The 25,277-nt window shown below is 63.3% G+C and carries 25 protein-coding genes and 1 other RNA gene; 12 read left to right on the top strand and 14 right to left on the bottom strand.

Annotated features, from left to right (window positions below; genetic code table 11):
• Window positions 1-36 precede the first annotated feature (36 nt).
• Window positions 37-1,119 (top strand): chorismate synthase, encoded by a 1,083-nt coding sequence (gene aroC / locus ACR65T_RS01190; protein WP_434494766.1) that lies wholly within the window; start codon window positions 37-39, stop codon window positions 1,117-1,119.
• 42 nt (window positions 1,120-1,161) lie between these two features.
• On the opposite strand, the gene ACR65T_RS01185 is transcribed toward aroC, so the two are convergent.
• Together ACR65T_RS01185 and ACR65T_RS01180 are read right to left on the bottom strand one after the other, a co-directional pair.
• Window positions 1,162-4,008, bottom strand: a complete 2,847-nt coding sequence (locus ACR65T_RS01185) for an AMP-binding protein (protein ID WP_434494765.1) — start codon at window positions 4,006-4,008, stop codon at window positions 1,162-1,164.
• A 342-nt stretch (window positions 4,009-4,350) separates the two neighbouring features.
• Window positions 4,351-4,584: a hypothetical protein gene (locus tag ACR65T_RS01180; RefSeq protein WP_434494764.1), complete on the bottom strand. Its 234-nt coding sequence runs from the start codon at window positions 4,582-4,584 to the stop codon at window positions 4,351-4,353.
• A gap of 379 nt (window positions 4,585-4,963) precedes the next feature.
• Between ACR65T_RS01180 and ACR65T_RS01175 the strand changes: the two genes are divergently transcribed.
• Complete coding sequence (locus tag ACR65T_RS01175) at window positions 4,964-5,737, top strand: methane monooxygenase/ammonia monooxygenase subunit C (protein ID WP_434494763.1); 774 nt, start codon at window positions 4,964-4,966, stop codon at window positions 5,735-5,737.
• A 122-nt stretch (window positions 5,738-5,859) separates the two neighbouring features.
• On the opposite strand, the gene ACR65T_RS01170 is transcribed toward ACR65T_RS01175, so the two are convergent.
• On the bottom strand, window positions 5,860-6,234 hold the full coding sequence (locus ACR65T_RS01170) for a GNAT family N-acetyltransferase (RefSeq protein ID WP_434494901.1): 375 nt from the start codon (window positions 6,232-6,234) through the stop codon (window positions 5,860-5,862).
• A 165-nt stretch (window positions 6,235-6,399) separates the two neighbouring features.
• Complete coding sequence (hemW, locus tag ACR65T_RS01165; RefSeq protein ID WP_434494762.1) at window positions 6,400-7,569, bottom strand: radical SAM family heme chaperone HemW; 1,170 nt, start codon at window positions 7,567-7,569, stop codon at window positions 6,400-6,402.
• A 65-nt stretch (window positions 7,570-7,634) separates the two neighbouring features.
• Between hemW and ACR65T_RS01160 the strand changes: the two genes are divergently transcribed.
• Window positions 7,635-8,123 (top strand): hypothetical protein, encoded by a 489-nt coding sequence (locus ACR65T_RS01160; protein WP_434494761.1) that lies wholly within the window; start codon window positions 7,635-7,637, stop codon window positions 8,121-8,123.
• 55 nt (window positions 8,124-8,178) lie between these two features.
• Window positions 8,179-8,790: a hypothetical protein gene (locus ACR65T_RS01155; RefSeq protein ID WP_434494760.1), complete on the top strand. Its 612-nt coding sequence runs from the start codon at window positions 8,179-8,181 to the stop codon at window positions 8,788-8,790.
• A 9-nt stretch (window positions 8,791-8,799) separates the two neighbouring features.
• On the opposite strand, the gene ada is transcribed toward ACR65T_RS01155, so the two are convergent.
• Entirely contained in the window at window positions 8,800-9,861 is a 1,062-nt protein-coding gene (gene ada / locus ACR65T_RS01150; protein WP_434494759.1) for a bifunctional DNA-binding transcriptional regulator/O6-methylguanine-DNA methyltransferase Ada, read from the bottom strand.
• Window positions 9,862-9,999: 138 nt separating this feature from the next.
• Here ada and ACR65T_RS01145 point away from each other — a divergent pair, with 138 nt between their 5' ends.
• Window positions 10,000-11,022, top strand: coding sequence for a histone deacetylase family protein (locus ACR65T_RS01145; protein WP_434494758.1), 1,023 nt, complete (start codon window positions 10,000-10,002; stop codon window positions 11,020-11,022).
• Between the two features lie 129 nt (window positions 11,023-11,151).
• Here the strand turns inward: ACR65T_RS01145 and hisG are convergent, their stop codons facing one another.
• Together hisG and ACR65T_RS01135 are read right to left on the bottom strand one after the other, a co-directional pair.
• Window positions 11,152-12,123, bottom strand: a complete 972-nt coding sequence (gene hisG / locus ACR65T_RS01140) for an ATP phosphoribosyltransferase (protein WP_434494900.1) — start codon at window positions 12,121-12,123, stop codon at window positions 11,152-11,154.
• Window positions 12,123-13,274 (bottom strand): ATP phosphoribosyltransferase regulatory subunit, encoded by a 1,152-nt coding sequence (locus tag ACR65T_RS01135; RefSeq protein WP_434494757.1) that lies wholly within the window; start codon window positions 13,272-13,274, stop codon window positions 12,123-12,125. The genes hisG and ACR65T_RS01135 overlap by 1 nt, the downstream gene beginning before the upstream one ends.
• Before the next feature lie 138 nt (window positions 13,275-13,412).
• Here ACR65T_RS01135 and ffs point away from each other — a divergent pair.
• The 4 genes from ffs (at window position 13,413) to recR (ending at window position 16,531) form a co-directional block, all read left to right on the top strand.
• Window positions 13,413-13,509: signal recognition particle sRNA small type (gene ffs, locus ACR65T_RS01130), an RNA gene on the top strand.
• Window positions 13,510-13,583: 74 nt separating this feature from the next.
• The gene (locus ACR65T_RS01125; protein WP_434494756.1) at window positions 13,584-15,449 is read left to right on the top strand and encodes a DNA polymerase III subunit gamma/tau; all 1,866 of its coding nucleotides are present in this window, start codon (window positions 13,584-13,586) and stop codon (window positions 15,447-15,449) included.
• A complete protein-coding gene (locus ACR65T_RS01120) occupies window positions 15,446-15,769 on the top strand; it encodes a YbaB/EbfC family nucleoid-associated protein (protein WP_192879583.1) in 324 nt (107 codons plus the stop codon). Before ACR65T_RS01125 ends, ACR65T_RS01120 begins: the two co-directional genes overlap by 4 nt.
• 156 nt (window positions 15,770-15,925) lie before the next feature.
• Entirely contained in the window at window positions 15,926-16,531 is a 606-nt protein-coding gene (gene recR / locus ACR65T_RS01115) for a recombination mediator RecR (protein ID WP_434494755.1), read from the top strand.
• Between the two features lie 173 nt (window positions 16,532-16,704).
• Here the strand turns inward: recR and ACR65T_RS01110 are convergent, their stop codons facing one another.
• The 6 genes from ACR65T_RS01110 to rpsA all read right to left on the bottom strand — a co-directional run bounded on the left by ACR65T_RS01110 (window position 16,705) and on the right by rpsA (window position 22,162).
• Window positions 16,705-17,355: a DsbA family protein gene (locus tag ACR65T_RS01110; RefSeq protein ID WP_434494754.1), complete on the bottom strand. Its 651-nt coding sequence runs from the start codon at window positions 17,353-17,355 to the stop codon at window positions 16,705-16,707.
• A gap of 96 nt (window positions 17,356-17,451) precedes the next feature.
• On the bottom strand, window positions 17,452-17,655 hold the full coding sequence (locus tag ACR65T_RS01105) for a hypothetical protein (RefSeq protein ID WP_196402000.1): 204 nt from the start codon (window positions 17,653-17,655) through the stop codon (window positions 17,452-17,454).
• A 286-nt stretch (window positions 17,656-17,941) separates the two neighbouring features.
• Window positions 17,942-18,559, bottom strand: coding sequence for a 30S ribosomal protein S4 (gene rpsD, locus ACR65T_RS01100; protein ID WP_434494753.1), 618 nt, complete (start codon window positions 18,557-18,559; stop codon window positions 17,942-17,944).
• A gap of 280 nt (window positions 18,560-18,839) precedes the next feature.
• On the bottom strand, window positions 18,840-19,178 hold the full coding sequence (locus tag ACR65T_RS01095; protein ID WP_175092708.1) for a hypothetical protein: 339 nt from the start codon (window positions 19,176-19,178) through the stop codon (window positions 18,840-18,842).
• Between the two features lie 115 nt (window positions 19,179-19,293).
• Window positions 19,294-20,229, bottom strand: a complete 936-nt coding sequence (locus ACR65T_RS01090; RefSeq protein WP_434494752.1) for a hypothetical protein — start codon at window positions 20,227-20,229, stop codon at window positions 19,294-19,296.
• 187 nt (window positions 20,230-20,416) lie between these two features.
• Window positions 20,417-22,162 carry a 30S ribosomal protein S1 gene (gene rpsA / locus ACR65T_RS01085; RefSeq protein ID WP_175092710.1) on the bottom strand — a complete coding sequence of 582 codons (1,746 nt, stop codon included), beginning with the start codon at window positions 22,160-22,162 and terminating at the stop codon, window positions 20,417-20,419.
• Window positions 22,163-22,720: 558 nt separating this feature from the next.
• On the opposite strand from rpsA, the gene ACR65T_RS01080 reads away from it, so the two are divergent.
• From ACR65T_RS01080 to ACR65T_RS01070, 3 genes are all read left to right on the top strand, one after another.
• A complete protein-coding gene (locus tag ACR65T_RS01080) occupies window positions 22,721-22,951 on the top strand; it encodes a hypothetical protein (protein WP_434494751.1) in 231 nt (76 codons plus the stop codon).
• Between the two features lie 93 nt (window positions 22,952-23,044).
• Entirely contained in the window at window positions 23,045-23,890 is an 846-nt protein-coding gene (gene bufB, locus ACR65T_RS01075) for an MNIO family bufferin maturase (RefSeq protein ID WP_434494750.1), read from the top strand.
• Window positions 23,887-24,726, top strand: a complete 840-nt coding sequence (locus ACR65T_RS01070) for an HvfC/BufC family peptide modification chaperone (protein ID WP_434494749.1) — start codon at window positions 23,887-23,889, stop codon at window positions 24,724-24,726. The genes bufB and ACR65T_RS01070 overlap by 4 nt, the downstream gene beginning before the upstream one ends.
• Here the strand turns inward: ACR65T_RS01070 and fae are convergent.
• The gene (gene fae / locus ACR65T_RS01065; protein ID WP_434494748.1) at window positions 24,696-25,238 is read right to left on the bottom strand and encodes a formaldehyde-activating enzyme; all 543 of its coding nucleotides are present in this window, start codon (window positions 25,236-25,238) and stop codon (window positions 24,696-24,698) included. The two genes, ACR65T_RS01070 and fae, sit on opposite strands and share 31 nt — an antisense overlap.
• Window positions 25,239-25,277 lie beyond the last annotated feature (39 nt).

Genomic DNA, 25,277 nt, shown 5'->3' with positions numbered 1-25,277 from the left:
GTTTGACGCTCGCCGGCGCCAAGCCTAGAAGATCGCATGTCCCACAATAGTTTCGGCCATCTTTTCCGCGTCACCACCTTTGGCGAGAGCCACGGGCCGGCGCTCGGCGCGATCGTTGACGGATGTCCGCCAAAAATTCCGCTCGAAGCGCAGGAGATCCAGGGCTTTCTGGACAAGCGCAAGCCCGGACAGTCGCGCTTCACCACGCAGCGGCGGGAGGCCGATGAGGTGAAGATTCTTTCGGGCGTTTTTTCTGACGGCGATGGCCGACAGGTGACGACCGGAACTCCGATTGCGCTGCTGATCGAAAATACCGACCAGCGCTCGAAGGACTACGGAGAGATCTCCGACAAATATCGACCCGGCCACGCCGATTACGTCTACGACGCGAAATATGGCGTCCGGGATTATCGCGGCGGCGGGCGCTCCTCGGCCCGTGAAACCGCGGCGCGAGTCGCCGCCGGGGCGGTCGCGCGGAAGGTCATCGCCGGCGTGACGATTCGTGGCGCGTTGGTGCAGGTTGGCCCGCACAGGATCGACCGCGCGAATTTCGATTGGGCGGAGGTCGAGCGCAATCCGCTCTTTTGCCCCGACGCGCGCGCGGCGGAATTATGGGCGAACTATCTCGACGAAGTGCGCAAGGACGGCTCCTCCATCGGCGCGGTGATCGAAATTGTCGCCGAGGGCGTTCCGGTCGGTTGGGGCGCGCCGATTTACGGCAAGCTCGACGCTGACCTCGCCGCGGCGATGATGTCGATCAATGCGGTGAAGGGCGTCGAGATCGGCGCGGGCTTCGCCGCCGCCGAACTCACCGGCGAAGACAACGCCGACGAGATGCGCGCCGGACAAAACGGACCGGAGTTTTTGTCGAACAACGCTGGCGGCGTGCTCGGCGGCATTTCGACAGGCCAGCCCATCGTCGTTCGCTTCGCGGTGAAGCCGACGTCGTCGATTCTGACGCCGCGGCGAACGATTGACCGCTTCGGCAAGGAGACCGAGATCGTCACCAAGGGCCGTCACGATCCCTGCGTCGGCATTCGCGCCGTTCCGGTGGGCGAAGCGATGATGGCGTGCGTGCTCGCCGATCATTTCCTGCGCCATCGCGGGCAGGTGGGGTGACGGCCGCGTCGCGGGGCTGATCGCGCGTTGTCGCGAGTCGACTCATCCCGTCAACGCCACGCGTTCGTGACCGAGGTCGGGTTCGCCGCAACGCTCCAATATTCTTTGGCGAGCGGCGTCGCGCAACGCGATCGCCGCTTGGAAATCGTCGCCCTCGGGCGCGATCGGCGCGCCGATATGCACGGCGATCGGGCCTCGCCTGAACAGCCATGAATCGCTGCGCAAAATCGAGCGCGTGCCGCGTATGGTGATAGGCACAATTGGTAGCCCCAACTGCGCGGCGCTGGAAAACGCGCCGATATGAAACCCCAGCAGTCCCGGCATGCGCGAAAAGGTGCCCTCCGGAAACCAGACCAGACGCACGCCGGCGCGCGCCGACTTCAAGGCTTCCCTGGCGTCGGCGACGCCGCCTGCCGGATCGGAGCGGCGAACGAAAATCGCGCCGAGTCGCCGCAAAAAGGGACCGGCGACGCGCTGATGTGCAAGCTCTTCCTTCGCAATGAAGGAGAGTTCTCCAGCGCAGACGGCGACCAGCACGGCGCTGTCGAGATAGCTGGAATGATTGGCGACGAGGATCGCGTTGTCTTGCGGGAGCGGCGCGTCGCACGTGACCGAGAGGGGGCATCCGATCATGCGAAAAAACGATCGAGCCGCCGCGCTGACAAGGCGGTGACGCCATGTCCGCTTTGGCGTCAACAGCACGGACGGCCATACGAAAGCGCCAATGAACGCCAGCACGCTCCATGCGTAGCCGTTGTATGCCGAGGTCGCGAGGTTGGCCAGGGCTTTGCGCAACCGAGTTCCGGCGCCGGACAAGGCGACGCGGACAAGCTGCAATTGTGGGCTCTCGCTTTTCACGCGCAGCCGGCCGGATTCGAACATGGCGCGCGCAGCCGAGCGTCGTATCTTGCCGCTCGACGTCTTCGGGATGGTGTGCGGTGGAACGAGGACGACTTCATCCGGCGCGAGATCAAGCAAGGCTTGGGACGCCTCGACGATCATTTTGCGCAGCGATTCCCGCCTCGCGTCTTCGGTCAGGCGCGTTTCGGCCAACACGATGAGTCGTTCCGTCCCGGCGCGCGCGTCGAGCGCGGGAAACACCGCGACGCAGCCTTTTCTCGTCCCTTCAAGCGACCCGACAGCCTCTTCGAGCTCCTGCGGATAGATGTTGCGCCCCGCGCGCTTGATCAAATCCTTGATGCGGCCGGTGACGAAAACGTCGCCTCCGGCGACATAGCCGCGGTCGCCCGTCTCGAGCCAATCGCCGTCGAACAGCGCGCGAGTCTTTTCCGGATTTTGGAAATATCCTCGCGTTGCGGATGGCCCGCGAAACTGGATGCGTCCCTCCTGGCGTTCAGGCAATTCGCGACTGGAGTCATCGACAATGCGGATCTCGTGATGCGGGAGAGGGCGCCCGCAGGCCACCAAGGAAACGACGTCCTCGCCGCTGGCGTCCGCCACGCGCGCCACGCCGTCCCGATCGAGCGCTTTCCGATCGACGCGATCGATGAGCGGTCCTCTGCCGAGCGGCGGAAAGGCGAGCCCCACCGCATTTTCCGCGAGGCCGTAGACGGGACTCATCATCTGATGCTGAAAGCCATAAGCCGAAAACCGTTGGACAAAGCGCGCAATTGATGTCGGGCTCACCGGTTCGGCACCGTTCATGATCGCACGCATCGAAGAAAGATCGAGATTGGCGATCTTCGTATCGTCGATGGCCTTCAGGCAGAGCTCGTACGCAAAATTCGGCGCCGCCGAGATCGTCGCTTTGTGAGCGTCGATCGCCCACAGCCAGCGAGCCGGATCAACGAGAAACGACAGCGGCGACATGATCAGCGCAGGCGCTCCATAGTAGAGACTGCCCAGCCAGCAACCGATCAGCCCCATGTCGTGATAGAGCGGCAGCCAACTGACGACCCGATCCGCCGACGAAGCCTTCAACACGGCGCCCATGGCGCGAATATTGGCGAGAAGATTGGCGTGCGACAGCACGACGCCCTTAGGGTCGCCTGTGCTGCCCGAGGTGTATTGAATGAGCGCTGTCGCGTCGGGCGGCGCCGGCAATGGCGTGGGCAAAGGCGCCGCAGAGCTCAGCTCAGGAATCGTCACGATGTGCTGAAGCGCGCCGACCAGCCCGTAGAGCAAGCGTCCGACAATTCTGATCTCGTCGTTCGTGATCAGCGCACAGGCCTCAGCGTTCGACAATATGCCGGCTTGGCGGCGCAGATGATCCTCAATCTGCGATAGACGAAATGGCGGGTAAATCGGAACGGGAACAGCGCCGCAGAACAAAACCGCGAAAAAGGCGACGAAGAAATCACGGCTCGTCGGCAGCATGATCGCGATGCGATCGCCTGAGCCAACGCCTCGTTCGATGAGGCCGCCAGCTGCGGCCCGGGCGGCGTGATAGAGGTCGTGATACGTCAGAGGCTCCGGAGGCCCTTCAGCGCGCCAAAGCAGAACATTTTCGCGCGCGCCATGCCGCTTTGCGTGTTGAGCCAGCGCCTCGACCAGCGTTTTGGCCTGGAGCGGTTCGTCCACAGACTCGAGCGTAAGATGGGGGACTGGACGAGGCGACGCAGGGGCGACCGCGGCGCCGGCCGCGAGAACGGCGTTGAGGAGATCGCGGGGACGGCTGACCTCTCCGAGGAGCCGTTCGGAGAGCTGCACCTTGAATTTGCGGTTGAGCCGCAGCAACAGCTCGGCGCGGGTCAGGCTATCCAGCGCCAAATCGCGATCAAGGTCGCTGTCGAGCTGCACGAGACGCGACTCGACCATATCCGGATGCAACTCGATGACGAGACCGCGGACGACCTCAAGAACGATCTCCTGGGCGTCTTCCACGGGGCGCATCGACGCCCGCTCAAGGCCTGATTTCGCCTCCGGCATGGCCGTTCCACTCATGCGCCGCATAACGCGTCACCCGATACAACTATGGTCGCGCCTGCGACTCGGCGAGTCTGTCCGGCGGAACATCATGTTCAACCCGGAAAGGCCGATCGAAGGTTGCGCGCCCCCGCACAGTGACGGCAAAGCTGGGAGGCTAATTCGAGAAGCGAGAAATATGTCCCACTGTTCCGGAGTCCGACCAAATCGGATCAAGCGCGAGCGATTGTAACCAAGCGCGAAGCGGCGTCGCGCATTGGCTTTGTCTTGCATCAAAAATCGACGCGTCGCTTCGTCGCACAGCGGTTTTTCGTCACCTCGCTTGACCGCACGCAGGATTGAAACCTAAGGTCGGTGCTTGGAACCCGAGAGGCGGCGGTGGATCCAATCTTCCAGCGGACAAGTCAGCGTGCGCGCATTTTTGCGGCGCTCGTCGCCTTCCTTATGCTCGTGCAGACCACGACCGCGGACGCAGGCGCCGTTGCGCTGGGAGAAGGCGTCGCTTTCGGAACAGTCTGCGCGCCGCAGGATGCCGGGAACGGCGAGCCGCCGCTTTTCCCAAATGAACGCCACCGCCATGGATTCTGTTGCGTCCTTCACAATTGCGCGTTGGACGCGCCTCCTTCCAAACCAGTTGTTTCGATCGCTCTGATTTTTCCAGCTGAGGCTCATTCGTCTCCGTTGGAGACGTCCAGTCAGGTGCCGCGCATCGAGCCGCGGCGCGCGCCACAATCGCCACGAGCTCCTCCCCGACAGGGCTGAAGTTTTTCTCGCGCTGAGATTCAACGCGGCCGCCATCATTGCGATGGCGATGCCGGCGAGAGCGCGTTCGCGAAATCTTTCAAACGGATCCTGTCGCCACGGCTGCGAGAGCAGACGCGACGACTGCCGAGCGCGCGCATCAAACCATTCAAAGGGGCGTTCATGCCCCGCATAACCAGAATTTTGGAGATGACTTATGAGCATGACAAAAGCAGAGGCCCGTTCCGCCGCCCGAAGCGCTGAACGAATTATCGACACCAGGCCCGTTCTTATCGGCGTTGCGGTCTTGATGTTCTTCGTGGCCTGCCTGCGCCTCTACGAACAACTCTTCGCCTGGAGCTTCGGTCTCGATTCCTTCTCGCCCGAGTTTCAGCTCTACTGGATGGGTCTGTTGCAGTTCGCGATTATGGCGTCGAGCTTTGCCGCGATCGCCCTTGTCGGCTTTCTGTGGCGCACGCGCGATCGCGATCTGGCGAATTTGGGAGCCGCAGCCGAAACGCGACGGCTCGTTTATCTCGTCCAGTGGCTGCTCGTTTTCTCGCTCGCCCTGTTTTGGGGCTTAAGCTTCTTTTCGGAGCAGACGGCTGTCTGGCACATGACCGCCGTGCGCGACACGGATTTCACGCCGAGCAATATCATCACCTTCTATATTGCATATCCGCTCTTTGCGATCATCGGGCTCGGCGCGTTCTTCTATGCGAAGACGCGTCTGCCGACTTTCGCGAAGGGATATTCTCTCGCCTTCGTGGTTCTTGTCGTTGGCGTCTTCATGACGATCCCGAATGTGGGATTCAATGAATGGGGTCACACGTTCTGGGCGATGGACGAAGGCTTTGCAGGTCCGCTGCACTGGGGCTTCGTCTTTTTCGGCTGGATGTCGCTGGCGACTTTCGGCGTCGTGCTGCTGATCCTTGGCCGTCTTCGCGAACTCCTCGGCGCGGACGCGCTAGAGCAGCTCTATCGACGTTAAGTTTGCCCGGCGCTTAGCCGCACAATTACGAAGCCGGCACCGCTCGTTGGAGCGGCGCCGGTTGCAGTCTCAGGTTCGGCGCATGTGCGGAGGCAGACGCGTCCGTGTGGCTGACATCCGCCTCACGGCAATGCGTGCTGCATCAGAACAGCCGGGAATGAGACCTGCGAGTCGAGAGGGATATCTGCCCCCGTTATAGCTTTGAAGCCTAACGCCTTGTAAAAACTTTCGGCGGCGAACGTTGAGCAACAATGAAGTTCGCTTACGTCCCGGGCCTTGGCGTCTATGCAGCACCGATTCATAAGGGAACGCCCGACGCCCAAGCGAGTCCAGCCGGGATGGGTGGCGAAATGTCGGATATGGGCTTCCCCTCGGACGATCTTTGCAGTTCCTGGACGCTCAAGCGACCAGCCTCCGCACCCGATGAGTTCGCCATGGCTGCTCTGCGCGACGTAAAAGGCGTCAGATGCGAGGAGTGTCGGATTTGCCTTTGTCATGAAAGGCAAGGCTCGATCGAGCAGCGCCTTTTCGTAATGCGACGCCAACAGAGTTGAGTAGCTCGCCGCCAGAAGGGCGCTCACAGCGTCTGCGTCAGAGGGAGCGGAGAGCCTTACGATGTAGGTCACGGTCGCGACCATTGCGACAAGAACGGCGGAACGCCGCTACGCCGCGAGATCGGCGACCACCGCATCGAGCACCGGGAATCCTTCCGAACTGACGCGCAGCCTGTTGTCGCGGGTGAATTCGACCAGCCCGTCGCCAATCAGTTCGCTGATGCGCGACTGCGACAGGCGTTTGCCGGTCAGCAGGAAATAGCGCTGCGGATCGACGCCCTCGCGCAGCCGCAGCCCCATCAGCAGGAATTCGTCGCCTTCCTGCTCGGACGAGAGCAATTCGTCCTCGATGATGCCATGCCCTTCGGTCTCGACGCAGGTCAGCCACATCTCGGGATGCCGCTCGGTGGACTGGGCGCGGCGTCCGCGCGGCGTGACCACCCGCCCATGCGCGCCGGGACCGACGCCGACATATTCGCCATAACGCCAATAAACCAGATTGTGCCGGCACTCGGCTCCGGGCCGCGCATGATTCGAGACTTCGTACGCCGGCAAGCCGGCGCGGGCGGTGACTTCCTGCGTGACGTCCCAGAGCGCGCGCTGCGTGTCGGCGTCGGGCAACGCCATCTTGCCCGTGTTGACCATGCGCTCGAACATTGTGTCCGGCTCGATCGTCAGCTGATAGAGCGAGACATGCTCGGGCGAACGGGTGAGCGCCAGCTCCAGCTCTTTTCGCCAGGCGGCGGCCGTCTGGCCCGAGCGGCCGTAGATCAGATCGAAGGACGTGCGCTCGAAGACCGAATTGGCGACGTCGAGCGCCATCAGGGCTTCTGCGACCGAGTGCTGCCGGCCGAGCGCGCGAAGGTCAATGTCGTTCAAGGCCTGTACGCCGAGCGAGACGCGATTGACGCCGGCGGCTTTGAACCCCTTAAAGCGCGAAGCCTCGACGCTCGTTGGATTGGCTTCGAGCGTGATTTCGCAGTCCTTGGCGAGGGTCCAGTGGCTCGAAATCTGAGAGAGAATGGCTTGAGCCGTCGACGGCGACATCAACGACGGCGTGCCGCCGCCAAAGAAGATCGACCGGACTTCGCGACCGGGCGTCAGCGCCGCGCGATGCGCAAGCTCCGCGCTGAAGGCCTCGACGAAGCGGTCCTCGTCGACGTCGCCGCGCCGGACGTGGCTGTTGAAATCGCAATAGGGGCATTTCGACAGGCAGAACGGCCAGTGGACATAGACGCCAAAGCCGGGGTCGAAAGCATTGCGAATCGGTGTCGCCATGGTCCTTTATCGCACGGAACGGCGGGAAGGGCACGGCGATCTGGACCCCCCTTTTAGGAGGCTGCATGGCGTTTTGGGAGGTCTTGCGGTTCTGGCGGAGGAAGCCGGCGGTTCAACCGTCGGACCCAGCGATGCTGGCGATCGCTGAGGCGATCTCCCGCAATCTCGCGGCCCTCGGCCTTTTCGTCGATTCGCGGCCCTACGGGCGCGGGTTCTTTGAAATCAAAGCCTCGACCTCCTCGAAATTGATCACCACGCCCGACGGGAGGGAGGCGTCTGGGATCGCGCTTCTGCTCGCCGGCGCGTATGAGCCGCCGTCGCTAGTTTTCGAACAGATCAACTCTTTGCAGCGCGGCCTGGGGCGCGCCATGGTCGAGGCGGTCCTCGACGGGGCGAAGGCGCAGCCGGACGCTTTCCGGCGGCTCAGGGTCAACGACCTTTCGCCGCGCTTGCAGGACGGCCGGCGATGGTGGGAGCATGTCGCCGCGGCGCATCCCGAATTCGATTGGGTGATCACGCATGAGGAGCCGTTTGGAAGCACGCCTAGGACGTGAGCGGCTAAGTTTCCACGCGCTGTCTTTTCTCCGCTCAAGGCTTGCCGCGCGGCGCATGCCGCACGCCGACCCGGCGCCCGTGCAGACGGTGAGCGAGATCGAAAACGCGCCCGATTTCTTAAGGAAGCGGCAAACGCTCGCCGCGCTCGTGGCGGAGTTCGGCGACGACGTCAGCAAAGTGACCCTCAGCCCACAGCAAAAGACGTTCAACTTTCTCGGCCAAAGCTTCACTTCGGAGGGACAGTCTTTTCCCGACGGCCGCATCGAAATCTTTTACGACCCGCAAATGAGCGACGCGCGCCTCGGCTGCTGTCTCGCGCATGAATTGCAGCATGTGCGCTATTTCGCGGTGCGTCACGCCTATCGCACAGAAAAGTCGGACGGACCTCTGCATCGGCGCTTTGCCAAATATGCGCCGGAACTGCTCGCTGCGCAGCGCGGCGTCTCCAACTATTCGAATGAACATTGGGACGCCTGGAAAGGCGATGCGCCGCCGAAGCTTTTCTCTTTGGAACTGGAGGAGGGGGAATGCGAACCCATCAATGAGACGATCGCGGAGGTCGCCAAGGCGCTCTACAATTGGGGGCCGGACGTGCGCATCAGCGCTCTGTGGAAAGAGCTGCATGACGCGATCAATGAAGAACATGCGGCGCTGCGAAGCGCGTAGAGCCCCCGTTCACGGTTTGCGTTCACGTTCGAGCAGCTCGCGTTTGCGCTCCACGCCCCAATAGTAGCCGGAAAGCGCGCCGTCGCTGCGCACGACACGATGGCAGGGAACCGCGAGCGACACCGGATTGGCCGCGCAGGCGCCCGCGACGGCGCGCGTCGCTTTCGGCGCGCCGATGCGTTGGGCGATCTCGGCGTAGCTTGCCGTCGCTCCCGCGGGAATTTCGCGCAGCGCCGCCCAGACGCGCTGCTGAAAAGCCGTGCCGCGCATGTCGAGCGGCAGTTCGAAAGATGATTGCGGTCGCTCCACCATGCCCACCGCCACGGCGACATAGCGTTCGAACGACTCATCGCCGCCGATGAGAGTCGCGCGCGGAAATCGATCTTGCAGATCGCGCAGCAGCTCTTCGGGGTCGTCGCCGAGCGAAATGGCGCACACGCCCTTCGCGCTCGCCGCGACCAGCACCGCGCCCAGCGACGACTGGCCGATGGCGAAGCGGATCGTCTCGCATGGAGCCCCGGCGCGATAGGCGCTTGCCGTCATGCCCAATGCGTCCTTCGCCGTCGCGTAGAACCGCGCGCTCGAATTATAGCCCGAGCCATAGATTGCATCGGTCACTGTCTGACCTTCCATGAGTTTGCCGCGCAGGCGCGAGCGCCGATGCGCCTGAGCATAGGCCTTGGGCGTAACCCCGGCGATGCGCGAAAACAGTCGGTGGAAATGATAGGGGCTCAGTCCGATCGTGTGCGCCAGCTGCGCAAGCGTCGGCGGCGCTTCGGCCGCTTCGATCATTCGGCAGGCGCGGGCGATTTTCTCCGCGTCCCGCTCTTGCTGAGATGGCGCATCCGGCCGGCAGCGACGGCAGGGACGAAAACCTGCCGCCTCCGCTTCGGCGGCTGTGGCGCAAAAGCGCACATTGGCGCGCTTCGCCGGCCGCGAGGGGCAGGAGGGACGGCAATAGACGCCGGTCGTTTCGACGCAATAGTAGAAGTCGCCGTCGCGGCGCGCATCGCGTGCGACAACCGCCGCCCAGCGCGTTTCGTCGAGGTCGAGCGAATGTGCCTGCGTCATGTCGTTCGTCTGCATGCCGCGCATCATCCAACTTTTGCGACGATCGCCGCAATGCGTTTCTTGCTGTCAAATCCAAATCCGGCTGACACGCCCGTCGGGCGATCCTATGCTGCATGTTTGAAGCCACGGACCGGGGAAATGGCCGGAGAACGTCGCGTCGCCTTTACGCGCCGAGAAGCAATCGCCGGCGCCGGCGCAAGCCTTGCCTGTTCCGGCGCGCGAGCCGCCACGGCCTCGACCCTGCTCATCACACATCCTGCTGCGCTCGCGCACGACATGGGGCCGGCGCATGTCGAGCGGCCGGAGCGTCTTCGCGCCATTCTGCGCGCGCTTGACGACGCGCGCTTCGCGGATCTTTTGCGCGTTGAAGCGCCTTTAGCGCCGCGGGAGGCCCTGCTGCGCGCGCATAGCTCTGAACACCTCGCGCGTCTCGCGAAATCGGCGCCTTCAGAGGGATATGCGCGCATCGGTCCCGACGTCGCCATGAACGGCGCCACGCATGAAGCGGCGCTGCGCGCAGCCGGGGGCGCGCTGGCGGCCGTCGATGCGGTGATGCGCGGCGCCGCCAAGAACGCTTTCGTCGCCATGCGGCCGCCGGGCCATCATGCGACGCGCGACTTGCCGATGGGCTTTTGCTTTTTCAACAACGCCGCCGTGGCGACGCTGCATGCGCGCGCGGCGCATGGCGCCTCGCGCGTCGCCATCGTCGATTTTGACGTGCATCATGGCAATGGCGTGCAGGAGATTTTCTGGAGCGATCCAAGCGTGCTTTACGCGTCGACGCATCAGGCGCCGCTCTATCCCGGCACTGGGGCGGTGAGCGAAACCGGCGCGCATGACACGATCGTCAACGCGCCGCTCGCAAAGGGCGACGGCGGCGCGGAGTTCCGCGAGGCGCTGGCGTCGCGCATTCTGCCGCGTGTCGATGCGTTTGCGCCCGATCTCGTCATACTGTGCGCCGGCTTCGACGCCCATCTCCACGATCCGCTCGGCGGACTGCGTTTCGTCGCAGAGGATTTCCGAGACGTCACGTTGCGCGTGATGGAGATCGCCGCGCGCCGCTGCAAAGGACGCATCGTTTCGCTGCTTGAAGGCGGTTATCGCCCGGAAGATCTCGCGCGCAGCGCTGCTGCGCATGTCGGCGCCTTGATGGAAGCATGAATCGGTTTGCGGTTTGTCATTCCCGACACGCGCGATGCGCGTGATCGGGAATCCAGAAAAATCTTGGATTCGGTATAGCGGCTCTGGATTCCCGGTCAGGTCTTCGACCTGCCGGGAATGACATTCGGATTACCCAAGCCGCGCCGCCAGCCTGCTCCACAAGGCGTTCTCCGCCTGAAAGATATAATCGAGCCGCGCGCTGGTGACGCTTTTGGCGCCTCGGGCGATCAGCCAATCGGCGAGCGCCGCCACCTTTTTCGCCGGACAGGAGAACGTCGCTGACTCGTCGTCCATGTCGCGCAATCCGGCGCCGAAGTTCGCCTCGGCCTCGCTCAGGATATGTTCGCTCGGCATTGGCAGGCTTGCGCGCACGTCGCGCGTCGTGCGCGCTTCCTCTTCCGCGGCGATGCGCGAGAGAATGATGCGCGCCGCTTCGCGCGTCGCATCGCTCCAAGGCGCGGTGAGCGAGGCGACGAGATTGGCCTGCGAGCGCAGAATGACGCCGTCCTCGATGATCTTCAGCGCGTTCGCTGCGAGCGTCGCGCCTGTCGTCGTGATGTCGACGATGAGATCGGCTGAACCCGCCGCGGGCGCGCCTTCGGTGGCGCCGGAGCTTTCCACAATGCGGTAGTCGGACACGCCGTGCGCGGCAAAAAAGCGCCGCGTCGTGTTGACGTATTTCGTCGCGACGCGCAGCCCGCGGCCGTGACGCGCGCGAAATCCATCGGCGACGTCAGCAAGATCGCTCATGTAGCGCACGTCGATCCAGGCTTGCGGAACAGCGACGACGACATTCGCGGCGCCAAACCCAAGCGGCGCGAGAAGCTCCACTTTCTTGTCGGCGTCGGCGATCTCCTCGCGCACCAGATCTTCGCCCGTGACGCCGAGATGGGCTTCGCCCAAGGCCAGCCGGCGCGTAATCTCGGAAGCGGAGAGATAGGCGACTTCCGCGCCTTCGACTCCGGCGACGGCGCCGCGATAGTCGCGCGCGCCGCGGCCTTGCATCAGCTCCAGGCCGGCGCGCGCGAAGAAGGCGGCGGCATTCTCCTGCAGCCGGCCTTTTGACGGGGAGGCGATGATGAGTTTTTGCACGGGCGCCATCATGCTTCTCCCGCGCTCGGCGAAAGACGGTCGATCCAGATCGCGGCGCCGACCGCCGGTATGTCCGACGCTGCGCCGAGCGTCTTGAGCAGTCGGTCATAGCGTCCGCCCCCGATCACTGGCTCGCCCTCGCTGGAGTGGCGGGCCTCGAAAACGAAGCCCGTGTAATAGTCGAGATGACGCGCAAAACTTGCCGAGAAGCGGATCTCGTGAACGGCGAGGCCGCGCGCGCTAATGGCCTCAGCGCGCGCGTCAAACGCGTCCAGCGCGGCGGAGAGGTCAAGCCGCGCGTCGGCGGCCAGCCGGCGCACGGCTGCGGAAGCTGACTCGGGCGCGCCTCCGATGCTGAAAAAAGTCTCCGCCAGCGCACGCGTCTCGTTGGAAACGCCCGCGCCTTCGGCGAGCGTCGCCTGATCGAGAAAGCGTTCGGCGATTTCAGCCGCGCTGCGGCCGCCGACGGCGGTGATGCCGGCGATGGACAACAAGTCCTCGACGAGACGGCGCGCATCCGACGGGTCGACTTTCGTCAGCGCCGCCAAGACGCCCGACTGTTCCGATCCGCCGTTGCGTTCGGGCGAGGCAAAAATATCGGACAACCTTTGGCCGCGCGCGTGGCCGGCCGCCAGACGGCGGCGCCAGACCGGCGGCATCTCGAGCCGTTCGAGGAAGGCGGCGACGAGCCCGGCGTCGCCGATCAGAACCTTGAGCGCCCTCGCGCCGGCCGCCGCCGCGGCGTCGAGGGAAGCGGCGAGAATTTCGGCGTCCGCGGCTTCGCGGTCCTGGCGGCCGAAGCTCTCCAGCCCCGCCTGAAGAAACTCGCCGTCGCCGGTCGCGCCATGTTCAGGCGCGCGAAAGATCGAGCCGCCATACGCATATGCGGCCGGATCGCCGGGACGAGCGCAGGCGAGATAATCGAGGCAGACCGGAATCGTATATTCCGGCCGCAGGCAAAATTCCGCGCCCGAGCCATCGCTCGTCAGGTAAAGCCGGCCCCGGAAATCCTCTCCGGATCGATCCAGAAAGACATGCGCCGGCTGCAGGAGGCGCGGCTCGCAGCGTGCGAACCCCTCGCGCGCGAAATGCGCAAGAATGGCCGCAAGGCTCGTGGCTTCGCGTTCTGCTGAAGTGGCGGTGACGGCGTTCAAGCGCAAATCCCTCGAAATTTGCGCTCTCTTTAGCAAGTGCGCCGCGCGGGCGCACCCCCGCTCCGGGCGAAAGGTGAACGCGCCAAAGCAAAGGCCGCGGTCTGGAGCCTTGCATCCCTCGCTCTCGTCTGCCAAATAAGGGCCGGGAGGTTGGCGGTGGACGCTTCACTCGCCAACCGGGTCAGGTCCGGAAGGAAGCAGCCCTAACGAGCTTGGGCGGGTCTTCGTTCAGCCTCCCACCTTCTTCGGCGAGCAGCGAATGGCGTAGCGCATAGAAGCGCTGTTCGTCGCTCGTCTGCCGCTGGATGGATGCAGATGGACCACGAGCACGATCCGCCGAGGCCATCGCTGGCGCCCGATGACGGACCTTCGCTGTTTGGCGCCGATCAGGCGCCGCCGTCGGCCTATCGCGTGCTGGCGCGCAAATATCGACCGACCACTTTCGCGGACCTGATCGGCCAAGAGCCGATGGTGCGCACGCTCGAAAACGCCTTCGATCTCAACCGAATTCATCAGGCCTATCTGCTGACCGGCGTGCGCGGCGTCGGCAAGACGACGACCGCGCGCATTCTCGCGCGCGCCTTCAACTATGAACTGCCGGCGGGAGACGGGCGGCCCGCGATCAATCAGCCGACGATTCATATGGAGGAGTTCGGCGTCCACTGTCAGGCGATTATCGACTCGCGCCATGTCGACGTGCTCGAAATGGACGCCGCCTCGCACACAGGCATCGACGACATCCGCGAAATTATCGACAACGCTCGTTACCGCCCGGTCATGGCGCGAACCAAAGTCTACATCATCGACGAAGTGCATATGCTCTCGAAGGCCGCGTTCAACGGTCTCTTAAAGACGCTCGAAGAGCCGCCTGAGCATGTGAAGTTCATCTTCGCGACGACGGAAATCGACAAGGTGCCGGTGACGGTGCGCTCGCGCTGCCAGCGCTTTGATCTGCGCCGCATCGACGCCGGCCTGCTCGCCAATCATCTGCTGGGCGTCTGCAAGGCCGAGGGCGTCGCCATCGAGCCGGAAGCGCTCGCCATGATCGCGCGCGCGGCGGAAGGCTCGGCGCGCGATGCGCTGTCCTTGCTCGATCAGGCGATCGCCTATGGCGCGGCGCATTCGGCGGGCGGCGCGATCGCCGCCGAGGATCTGCGGCTGATGCTCGGCGTCGCCGACAAGGCGCGAATCATCGACCTTTTCGAAGCGGCGATGTCGGGCGATATCGGCAAGGCGATCGCCATTCTCGAAGATCAGTATAACGGCGGCGCCGATCCGGCGCAGGTGCTGCTCGAACTTGCCGAATTCACGCATCTCGCGACGCGCCTGAAGCTTGCGCCGGAGACCGCCCACTCGGGGGCGCTGACGCCCGAAGAGAAACGTCGTGGCGAAGAGGCCGCGACGCGCCTCTCGGTTCCCGCGCTCACGCGCGCCTGGCAAATCTTGATGAAAGGCGTTGAGGAGTTGCGCGGCTCGCAGCGGCCGTTGGCGGCGGCCGACATGGTGCTGGTGCGGCTCGCTTACGCCGCCGACATGCCTTCGCCGTCGGAGGCGCTGCGCCGACTGGGGTTTGGCGAGAACGCGTCGGGCGCCGACTCCGTGGCGCCCTCGACGCGAAGCGCACGGCCTGCCGGAGCTGGCGCTGCGCCGCGGTCGGGCGGCGGCGGCCAGGCGCCCGCGCCGCGCTCCGCCGCGCCTCAGCCCTCTGCAGCGCCAGCGCCAAGATCTGCAGCGCCGACGCCAGAAATCATCATCGAGAGCTTCGATGCGCTTGTGGCGCTTGCCGCGCAGAAACGCGACATGCGCCTCAAGATCGGGCTCGAATCCGAAGTGCGGCTGGTGCGGTTCGAACATGGACGGATCGAATTTGAACTCGCGCCGGGCGGCGCGCGGGAACTGGCGTCGACTCTGATGCAGAGGCTTCAGGCCTGGACCGGCGAGCGCTGGATGGTGTCGGTCGTCGCCTCCGGCGGCGCGCCGACGCTCAAGGAACAGCGCGACGCGGAGGAGCGCAAGCGCCGCTCCTCGCTCGAGTCGGATCCGCTTGTCGCGAGCGTGCTCGCGCGTTTTCCCGGCGCGCAGATCGTCGCCGTGCGGGGCAGGGACGAGGGCGCAGCGTCCGCCGAAACGCTCTATGATGACGCGACGCCAATCGAGGAAGACGACGGAGACGCGCAATGATGGACTTCATGGGCCTGATGAAGCAGGCGCAGCAGATGCAGGCCAAAATGGCCGAAGCGCAGCTGGAGCTCGAACAGACCGTCGTCGAAGGCGAGGCGGGCGGCGGCATGGTGAGGGTCGCGCTCACCGCGAAAGGCGGAATGAAAAGCATTTCCATCGACCCGAGTCTGTTGACTCCGGACGAGAAGGAAATTCTTCAAGACCTGATCCTCACGGCCCACATGCAGGCGCGCGCCAAAGCCGAGGAGGCCATGGCCGAAAAAATGAAAGCGCTCACCGGCGGGCTGCCGTTGCCGCCAGGCTTTAAGTTGCCGTTTTGATGCGTATTGCTGCAATTCTCGCGTCATGGCCGGCCTTGAGCCGGCCATCCACGTGATGACGCCGCCCAAAGCTTCCAATTATACGTAGCATTCTGACTTGGATGCCCGCGACAAGCGCGGGCATGACGCGAAACCACATGAGGCGTTGATCCGGCTATGGCGGAAAAGGTGGCCGGTCCCGAGATCGAAAAACTCGTGCAGCTCCTGGCCAAATTGCCGGGGCTCGGTCCGCGATCGGCGCGGCGCGCGGCGCTGCATCTGATCCGCAAACGCGAAGAACTGCTGGCGCCGCTCGCCGAAGCGATGCGCGTCGCGCGGGAGCGCATCGTCGTTTGCTCGGTCTGCGGCAATATCGATACGAGCGATCCGTGCACGATCTGCCGCGACGCGCGCCGCGATGGGTCGATCCTGGTTGTCGTCGAGACGGTCGCCGATCTCTGGGCGCTGGAGCGGGCAGGGCTGCTCAACGCGCGCTATCACGTGCTCGGCGGCGTGCTGTCGCCGCTCGACGGCGTCGGCCCCGACGATCTCGCCATCGCCAGCCTCGTCGCGCGCGTGCGCGAAGAGGAGACCAGCGAGGTCGTGCTTGCGGTCAACGCCACCGTCGACGGCCAGACGACTGCGCATTACATCGCCGATGTGCTCGCGCCGTCAGGCGTGAAGGTGACGCGGCTCGCCCATGGCGTGCCGGTCGGCGGCGAACTCGACTATCTCGATGAGGGAACGCTTGCGGCGGCGCTTGAGCGGCGGACGGCGTTTTAGAGCGCGCCGCGAAAAAGTGGGAACCGGTTTTTCGCGTAGAGCGCGCTCTAAACTTTGGGTGCCGATCAATTTATCTGCATTTGGGCGATTCCGCCCAAATGCAGCGTGATCTAGCAGAGCGCTTCCCGAATGCTCATGGCTGGCCTGATACGGTCATCCCGCGAAGGAAGCGATCACTTCGCTGCGGTTTTCGATGTGATGATCTTGTCCCAGTCCTCGACGCCGATCTCGCCGGTGTATTTGTCGCCATTGACGAAGAACGTCGGCGTTGAGTTGACGCCAAATTTCTCGGCGGCGCGATTGCGCACCTTATTGATGTTCTCGTAAAGCGCCTGATCCTTTAAGACGGCTTCGAACTTCTCCTGGCCGAGACCAGCCTGTTTCAAGACATTGGCCAGACCGTCAAGCGGCTTATCGGAGAAGGCCCAATTCTTCTGCTGCGAGAACAGAAGATCGACCGTCGCGTCGCGCTTGTCGCCGAGTTCGCGCGCCAGCATGAAGGCGGCCGTCGCGAGCGGATCGAGCGGAAACTCCCGCAAAATGAATTTCGCCTTGCCCGTGTCGATATAGTTCTTTTTCAGCTCCGGATACACGTCTTTATGGAACGCCGCGCAGTGGCTGCACGTCATCGAAGCATATTCGACGATCGTCACGGGAGCGTTCGCCGCGCCTTCCACTACGTCCGGCAGGGCGTTGGGCGCCATCAGCTCGTCGACCGCAACCTTGCCCGAAGGCGACTTGTCGGCGAAGGCGGGCGCTGCAGCGAGGAGCGCGCAGGCGGCGCCGACAAGGAAACCACGACGGGGCATAAAAGCGAAGAGCATGTGCGGTCCGTAACTGTTGAGACGCCGAAGACCATAACGTCTTCGACAATTGTGGCAAATCAAATCTGGCGAGGATGTGGAGCCGCTAAGCGGGCGCTACAGCCCGTGTTTCGGCCGAATGAACCAGTAAAGCACGCCGATAAAAGCGAGCACGACGCCGAACCAGAAAACGACGTCGCCGAGCATCAGGTCCCTCATGGTGTAGCTTAGAACGCTGACCAGCAAGCCGCCGATCGCTATCCAGAGCGGACGCTGACCGCGTTCCTTCTCCGCCGGCCGCTTCTTCGGTAGCCCGGACACGCGCCTCTCCTTCTGCGTTCCCTTGACGGTCCGGCCGTCTTTCAGCTTGCTTGCAAGTGATGACGGCGCTTTTGCGCGAGAGCAGGTTCCGAAAAAGTTGACAGACTTTTTCGATGGGAACCCGCTCCAACTTTTGATTTTGAGCGATTCCTTATCGATCACATGAGCCCATGTGATCGGGAAGCGCTCTAGAGTTTCCGATTGCGGTCCCACAGTCAAGAACGGGCATAAAAAAACAGCCGCTCGACGCGGCTGCTGTCTTCTTCACATTGCTGCGGCGTCGAGGTTAGCGCGAATAGAACTCGATGACGAGGTTCGGCTCCATCTGCACGGGGTAGGGCACCTCCGTCGCATGCGGCACCCGGATGAGCTTCGCGGTCATCTTGGAGTGGTCGACGTCGTAATATTCCGGCGCGTCGCGCTCGGCGAGCTGAACCGCCTCGAGCACGGTCACGGCCTGTTTCGAGGCTTCCTTCACCTCGATCACGTCGCCGACCTTCACCTGATAAGATGGAATGTTGACGCGCTTGCCGTTGACGCGGATGTGGCCGTGATTGACGAACTGGCGTGCGGCGAAAACCGTCGGAACGAATTTCGCGCGATAGACGATCGCGTCTAGGCGCCGCTCCAAAAGGCCGATCAGATTATCGCCCGAGTCGCCCTTCAACCGGATCGCTTCCGCATAATATTTGCGAAACTGCTTTTCGGAAATATTGCCGTAGTAGCCCTTGAGCTTCTGCTTGGCTTTGAGCTGCGTGCCATAGTCGGAGAGCTTGCCCTTGCGCCGCTGTCCGTGCTGTCCGGGGCCATATTCGCGGCGGTTGACCGGGCTCTTCGGGCGGCCCCAGATGTTCTGGCCCAGGCGGCGGTCGAGCTTATATTTTGATTCTGCGCGCTTCGTCACTTTGACTCTCGTCCTCTCATGGTCGCGTTTGAGGCGTGCGAGAGGCGATAGACGAAATTCGCCCGGAGCGTTGCGCTCGGACGTCGTCCAGATTCGCGTCTCTCGCCGCTCCCGGCCAGCGCCGGGGCTTCAAGAACGCGCCCTCCTCTGCCGTCAACCGGCCGACAGGCGTTTGCAGCAAACGCCACGGGTGCTAGCCTTGCGCGAACGGGCCGCGTCAGGCTTGTGGGGAGCTAAAGGAAAGCGCTCCCTAAGTCAAGATTTCTTGAGAAAAGCCGACTTACGGCCACCAGAACGGGAAACCCTCATCGTAAGGCACGATCATGCTCGCGTTATAGGGCGGCCGCTGCGGAAGCGTCTCCTGCATATACCAGCTGCGCTGGTTGCGCTCGATCGGATCGTGATTGAGGTAGGTCTGCTGCACCATGTAGCGGTTGGTGCTGCCGACCGGCACCTGGGTGCCGGGATCGAGCCAGCTGCGGCGCTGGATGTCGATTGGACCGCGGGCGCAACAAGCATCGCTCGAGGAGACGCGATAGCGGGACTTGGCGAGCGCATCGCCCGCCGCGAACAACACCAGACAGGCGAGCCCCGCCGACAGCACTTTATTCCTGCGCATCACGATCCCCTTTTGGACTGAACGCCGTAGGTCATAATAGCGGATCGTTTCGCAAAAGCGAATTAAAGCGGGCTTATCCCGCCAGCAATCCGCCGTCAGGGTGAATGCGGAACGCTTAGCGCGTGATCTGTGCGCCTTGGCGCGATGTCCGCGCGTGCGCGCGGCGCGCGCCCTGCGCTGGACGCGCGGCGTTCTTTTGCGCTGGGATGGTCGCGGTCAGGTCGTCGCGCGAGATGTCGCCGCAACCAATGGCGCGCGTCGACGCCGCTTGCGCGAAGAAGTCGTTCAGCGCCGGATTATCCGGACTCGACGTGTAGTTGATGTGGTCCAGCAGGCAGCCGAGCGCGACTCGGTCGATCGGTTTCGCCGATTCGCCGCAGGCCAGTCCGGCGATTTCGAGAGCGAGCTTCCCATCGATGAAACGCGCCGCAATGCAGCTGCGTTCGCTCGCCGCGACGCCCTCGGATGCGGTTTGCGAGAGCCGTATTTCGGCCGTCTCAAACGCCCCGAATTTGGTGATGAGCGTGCTCGGCTGGCCGATCTTCGCGACGTTAAGGCCGGCCTGGGCGGCGTGTCGGGCCATGTCGAGGAAGAAATCGGATGTCTTTTCCTTGTCGATGATATCCTGATGGATATCGACGCGCATGAATGGCGCGCCCATTGCGAACTGCCCGACGGCGATTGTGTCGATACGGCCGGAGCCATTCTCGCTGTCGCGCACAGCGATGGTTTTTTTCTCCCGGTCGAACTCCGGCGCGGCGATATCGAATGCGCTGAAGGGCTTCGCCATCAGCGCCGAGGCTTCGATGGCTTCGACGGAAATCTTGGTGGAAATCTTGCGCGATGGCGCGACAGGGACGCGCGGTTGCTCGACGTTCGCCGCGACTTTCGGTTCCGCGATCCTGGGTCCGCGCGGAAGAAGGACGAGCGCGGCGAAGAGAATGAGCGTCGCGCCGACGCCCATTCCGATCGCTGCGCGAACGCCCGCCGGGCGGGCGCGCAGCGGCTGCGCATAACGCCTGTAGTTGGGGTCCAATTCGGCAACGCTCATGAGACGCGACTCCGGCGGCCCGCGGCGGCCGCGGGCGGAAAACGCGCCGAGTTTGCGCAGTCGTTTCAAAAGTTAGCGTTAACGGCCCGGCGCGAATTGAGGCATGGTGAATGAAAGGTTTACGCGACGCGCAAAGAAAGGCCCGCGCCTTGAGGGCGCGGGCCTGAAACTGGCGGTCGAGGAGATCTTACTCCTCTTCGTCCTTCTTGGCTTTCTTGGGCGTCTCTTCGCGGGCCTTGAGCGCCGCGCCGAGAATGTCGCCGAGCGACGCGCCGGAGTCGGCCGAGCCATATTGCGCGATGGCTTCCTTCTCTTCAGCGACTTCGAGCGCCTTGATCGAGACGGAGACCTTGCGGGCCTTGCGGTCGAACAGCGTCACGCGGGCGTCGACCTTCTCGCCGACGGCGAACCGTTCAGGGCGCTGGTCGGCGCGATCGCGAGCGAGTTCGCTGCGTTTGATGAAGGTGGAGAGATCGGTGCCGGCGATCTTCACGTCGATGCCGGACTCCTTCACCTCGATCACCTCGCAGGTGACGACAAGGCCCTTTCTGAGCTCGCCGCCTTCTTCGGCGCTGACGGAAGCGAACGGATCGCCCGCAAGCTGCTTGACGCCCAGCGAAATGCGCTCCTTCTCGACGTCGACGTCGAGGACCTGGGCGTTGATGGTGTCGCCCTTCTTATACTCCTCGATGACCTGCTCGCCGGGACGGTTCCAGTCGAGATCCGACAGATGGACCATGCCGTCCACGTCGCCGTCGAGGCCGATGAAGAGCCCGAACTCGGTCTTGTTCTTCACCTCGCCAGAGACGGTCGAGCCGACCGGATGCTTCTCGGCGAAGGCCTCCCACGGATTCTGCAGGCACTGCTTGAGGCCCAGCGAGATTCGGCGTTTGACCGGATCGACTTCGAGCACCTGAACGTCGACTTCCTGGCTCGTCGAGACGATCTTGCCGGGATGGACGTTCTTTTTCGTCCAGCTCATTTCCGAGACGTGGACGAGGCCTTCGATGCCAGGCTCCAGTTCGACGAAAGCGCCGTAGTCGGTGATGTTGGTCACGCGGCCGTGGAATCTGGCGCTGATCGGATATTTCGCCTCGATGCCCTGCCAGGGATCCTCGAGCAGCTGCTTCATGCCGAGCGAGATGCGGTGCGTCTCGTGATTGATCTTGATGATCTTCACCTTGACGGTCTGACCGATGGTCAGCACCTCGGACGGGTGATTGACGCGCCGCCAGGCGATATCGGTGACATGCAGCAGGCCGTCGATGCCGCCGAGATCCACGAAGGCGCCGTAGTCGGTGATGTTCTTCACGACGCCGTCGATCACCTGTCCCTCTTCGAGGTTGGCGACGATCTCGTGGCGCTGCTCGGCGCGGCTCTCTTCGAGCACGGTGCGGCGCGAGACGACGATATTGCCGCGCCGGCGGTCCATCTTCAGGATGTGGAACGGCTGCGGGACGTTCATCAGCGGGCCGACGTCGCGGATCGGTCGGATGTCGACCTGGCTGCGCGGCAGAAAGGCCACGGCGCCGTCGAGGTCGACGGTGAAGCCGCCCTTGACCTGATTAAAGATGACGCCCTCGACCTTTTCATTGGTCTCGAAGGCTTTTTCGAGCTTGACCCAGCTCTCTTCGCGCCGCGCCTTGTCGCGCGAAATGACGGCTTCGCCGAGCGCGTTCTCGACGCGCTCCAAATAGACTTCGACCTCTTCGCCCACTTGAGGGGCGGGGTCGCGGCCATAGCCGGTGAATTCCTTGATGGCGACGCGGCCCTCGGTCTTGAGGCCGATATCGATGACGGCGACATCCTTTTCGATGGCGACGACGCGGCCCTTGATGACGGAGCCTTCGAAGGCCTCGTTCTGGCCATAGCTCTCATCAAGCAGAGCGGCGAAATCTTCGCGCGTAGGCGCGCGATCGGTCGTGGCGGACATTTGTTCTCCCGAGAGCCCAGAGAGGGCGGCGCCGGCAAGGGTTAGCGTTGCAGATCGGCTTTCGGCGATCGGACGTCCCCCGCGGCTAAAACGCGAGGCTGGACGAAAAGTTCGCTAAGCGAACTGCCGGCGCGGCCCGATGTCGAAAACCAAAGCGAATGCCCCGGCTTGGTTACCGAGGCGGGGCCTATCTACCAGCGGCGCGCCGCCGTCGCAAGCGCGCTAAAAAAGAAAAGAGTCAGCGCAGCCTGCGCAAAGCCATGATATTGCGCTGCAATATGTTAACAATATACCGTTTTAATATAATAATCATAACGCAAAAAGGCTCGTTTGTTGGCGAATTTCTCGCTAGCGGAATCGCAGCCGCACGCATAGTCTGCATCCTACTGCCACGCTTCGGGGCGCCGCCAGGCGTCAGCGGCGGCGCCCCCGCCGCCCGGAGCAACATTGGCGCGCCGGACCGCTTGGCCGAAACCACTAGAACTTCGCGTTCGCCGTCCAGACGGCGAGAGCGTCGACTTCCCGTCGTTGCGATAGGGATATAAAGAGGAGAAAGAGATGAAGACTAATATTATTTCAGGTTCGGCTCTCGCCGCCGCCGCCGTCGCCCTCGCTCTCAGCGGCGCGTCGGTTGCGCCCGCCTATGCGCATTCCGCGAAGTCGACCCACGCGAAGACCCATTGCGGCGCCAAGGGCACATGCCGCCACATGTCAAAATGCCACCACAAGGCGCAGTGCCACCATCACAAGGGCCACTGCAACATGAAGAGCCGCTGCCACACCAAGTAATCGCCCTGTTGTGCGGGGGCGGCTCCTACGACCGTCCCCGCCACGCTGATGCGGCTCCGGCATGAGCGGCGATGCCTGAGAGGGGAACACGTCATGGAAAAGCCCCCGCCGCTTGGCTACGGCTTGGGCCTGCGGCCGATCTATTATGAGGAGATCCTGTCGTCGCGCCCGCCGATCGACTGGTTCGAAATCATTTCTGAAAACTACATGCTCGCCGGCGGCCGGCCGCTGGCGATGTTGGAGCGCATACGCGCCGATTATCCCGTCGTCATGCATGGCGTCTCGATGTCGCTTGCGTCAACCGACCCGCTCAACTTCGACTATTTGCGGCAGTTGAAGGCGCTCGCCGAACGCGTCCAGCCGGCATGGGTTTCAGATCACGTCGCCTGGACAGGCGTTCATGGCGTGACGCTCCACGATCTGCTGCCCATTCCCTACACACGCGAATCGCTTGCGCATATCGTCGAGCGCATTCAACGCGTGCAGGACTTTCTCAAGCGCCGTCTGGTTGTTGAAAACGCCTCGACCTACGTGTCCTTTGTCGATTCGGAGATGAGCGAACACGAGTTCGTTCGCGAAATGGCCGAGCGCGCCGATTGCCTGTTGCTGCTCGACGTCAATAATGTTTTCGTTTCGAGCTTCAACCACGGCTTCGATCCGGTCGCTTTCATCGATGGCGTTCCGGCCGATCGCGTCGTGCAATTTCACATGGCGGGTCATACCAATAATGAGACTCATCGCGTCGACACACATGATCAGCCGGTCTGCGACGAAGTCTGGGCGCTCTATGAGCACGCGCGTCGGCGCTGCGGCGACGTCTCCGCGATGATTGAGCGCGACGACAATTATCCGCCGCTCGCGGAGCTTCTCGACGAACTCCAGCATATGCGCGACATCGACGCGCGCGTCTCAAAAGAGCGAGCGCTCAGCGCGGCATGAAACTCGCCGATTTTCAGTCTCTGTTTCAGCAGCGTGTGCTGGCCGGCTCAGGAGAGGCGGACAAGCCTCTCCTGAAAAAATTGAGGCCGTCGCCGCGCGGCGCCACGCCAGAGACGCTGCTGGACGTCTATCAGACGGGCTACCGCATACGACTGGCGGACTTTGTTTCGCAGGATCACCCGGGGCTGCGCGCGATTCTCGGAGACGAGGCGTTTGACGCGCTGGTCGACGACTACATCGACCAGCGTCCGTCGCGCGATCCGAACGCCCGCTGGTTTACGACCGGACTGCCGGACTTCATGCGCGAAAATGTGCGCTGGCGCGACGATGGTGCGGCCGTGTCCATGGCGCTGTTTGAGCGCGCCATGGTCGACGCCTTCGACACAGCTGACGAAACGCCGGTGACGGTGCAGGCGCTGGCGGGATTTGCGCCCGACGATTGGGCGCGCCTCGCCTTCGAATTCGACCCGAGCCTAACGCTGCTCGAACTCGCCGCCGGCACCATCGAAGCCTATGGCGTGGCGATCAGCGAGGAGGCGCCGGCGAAAGTCGATAAGCCCGCGGCGGGCGAACACATCGAATATGCGGCCGTATGGCGCGTCGATCATGAATCCGCCTATCGCCAGCTCGAGCCCGATGAATATGTCGCGCTTTCCGAAGCGCGCGCCGGCCACGCCTTCGGCGACATTTGTCAGATGACCGCCTTTCAGCAGGCGGGCGAGATTGCGCCAGAGCGGTTGGCGCAATCTCTGTCGAGCTGGTTCGAGGACGGCATGATTATCGGCGTGCGCGTCCGCGAGGACGATCAGCCTTCGAACACGCCTTCAAGCGCGTAGTGCTGGACGCTCTTGCGGTTGGCGATGAGCTCGTCGGCCGTCGGCTCGCCCTTCATGGCGCGAGAGATCGCGAGCTTCGTCGCTTCGTAATTGGTGCGATAGAGATCTTTCTTGTCGAGCTCCGCATGGGTGGCGCAACGCGGATCGAGCCAGACCATGATGATCATGCACAGCTCATTGAGCTGATCCTTGGGGAGAATCCCTTCAGCGACGCAGTCGACAATGGCGTCGCCGGTCGCCGCTTGCACCACGCCACCGAGAAGCTCGACGTAATCTTCCGATTTGACCGTCATTTTGGTGGTCATCATCGTCGCCGGCCGCACCTGCTGGTTGAGGTCGCGGATGACGAACATGCGCGGATGGCCGGCGACCTGACCCGCCATGCTGGCGAACCCGTGCCCGACCGGGCCCTTGACGTTGCCGATCATGACTTCCGGCATGGCGTCGGTATATTGTCCGTCCGCGGCCAGAACCGTCGCTTCGCCCGTCGCCAGCCAGATATGCTCGGTCATGTTTGATCCTCTTCGGTTAAGCCGAGCGGTCGATAGCAT

The sequence above is a fragment of the Methylocystis sp. genome, from assembly GCF_051061285.1.
In the GTDB taxonomy this organism is placed as follows: Bacteria; Pseudomonadota; Alphaproteobacteria; order Rhizobiales; family Beijerinckiaceae; genus Methylocystis.
The sequence above is the reverse complement of the archived record's forward strand: the minus strand, read 5'-3'. Positions and strand labels throughout refer to the sequence as shown.

Coding starts and splice junctions, on each gene's coding strand:
- hisG (WP_434494900.1), bottom strand. CDS start 12,123: ATGGCGCCCGTGCAAAAACTCATCATCGCCTCCCCGTCAAAAGGCCGG.
- ACR65T_RS01160 (WP_434494761.1), top strand. CDS start 7,635: ATGGCGTTTTGGGAGGTCTTGCGGTTCTGGCGGAGGAAGCCGGCGGTT.
- fae (WP_434494748.1), bottom strand. CDS start 25,238: ATGACCGAGCATATCTGGCTGGCGACGGGCGAAGCGACGGTTCTGGCC.
- ACR65T_RS01145 (WP_434494758.1), top strand. CDS start 10,000: ATGGCCGGAGAACGTCGCGTCGCCTTTACGCGCCGAGAAGCAATCGCC.
- ACR65T_RS01155 (WP_434494760.1), top strand. CDS start 8,179: ATGCCGCACGCCGACCCGGCGCCCGTGCAGACGGTGAGCGAGATCGAA.
- ACR65T_RS01095 (WP_175092708.1), bottom strand. CDS start 19,178: ATGCGCAGGAATAAAGTGCTGTCGGCGGGGCTCGCCTGTCTGGTGTTG.
- hemW (WP_434494762.1), bottom strand. CDS start 7,569: ATGGCGACACCGATTCGCAATGCTTTCGACCCCGGCTTTGGCGTCTAT.
- ACR65T_RS01185 (WP_434494765.1), bottom strand. CDS start 4,008: ATGCCGGAGGCGAAATCAGGCCTTGAGCGGGCGTCGATGCGCCCCGTG.
- bufB (WP_434494750.1), top strand. CDS start 23,045: ATGGAAAAGCCCCCGCCGCTTGGCTACGGCTTGGGCCTGCGGCCGATC.
- ada (WP_434494759.1), bottom strand. CDS start 9,861: ATGACGCAGGCACATTCGCTCGACCTCGACGAAACGCGCTGGGCGGCG.
- ACR65T_RS01170 (WP_434494901.1), bottom strand. CDS start 6,234: ATGACAAAGGCAAATCCGACACTCCTCGCATCTGACGCCTTTTACGTC.
- ACR65T_RS01125 (WP_434494756.1), top strand. CDS start 13,584: ATGGACCACGAGCACGATCCGCCGAGGCCATCGCTGGCGCCCGATGAC.
- aroC (WP_434494766.1), top strand. CDS start 37: ATGTCCCACAATAGTTTCGGCCATCTTTTCCGCGTCACCACCTTTGGC.
- ACR65T_RS01175 (WP_434494763.1), top strand. CDS start 4,964: ATGAGCATGACAAAAGCAGAGGCCCGTTCCGCCGCCCGAAGCGCTGAA.
- ACR65T_RS01120 (WP_192879583.1), top strand. CDS start 15,446: ATGATGGACTTCATGGGCCTGATGAAGCAGGCGCAGCAGATGCAGGCC.
- ACR65T_RS01080 (WP_434494751.1), top strand. CDS start 22,721: ATGAAGACTAATATTATTTCAGGTTCGGCTCTCGCCGCCGCCGCCGTC.
- ACR65T_RS01110 (WP_434494754.1), bottom strand. CDS start 17,355: ATGCTCTTCGCTTTTATGCCCCGTCGTGGTTTCCTTGTCGGCGCCGCC.
- rpsA (WP_175092710.1), bottom strand. CDS start 22,162: ATGTCCGCCACGACCGATCGCGCGCCTACGCGCGAAGATTTCGCCGCT.
- recR (WP_434494755.1), top strand. CDS start 15,926: ATGGCGGAAAAGGTGGCCGGTCCCGAGATCGAAAAACTCGTGCAGCTC.
- ACR65T_RS01090 (WP_434494752.1), bottom strand. CDS start 20,229: ATGAGCGTTGCCGAATTGGACCCCAACTACAGGCGTTATGCGCAGCCG.
- ACR65T_RS01070 (WP_434494749.1), top strand. CDS start 23,887: ATGAAACTCGCCGATTTTCAGTCTCTGTTTCAGCAGCGTGTGCTGGCC.
- ACR65T_RS01180 (WP_434494764.1), bottom strand. CDS start 4,584: ATGGCGGTGGCGTTCATTTGGGAAAAGCGGCGGCTCGCCGTTCCCGGC.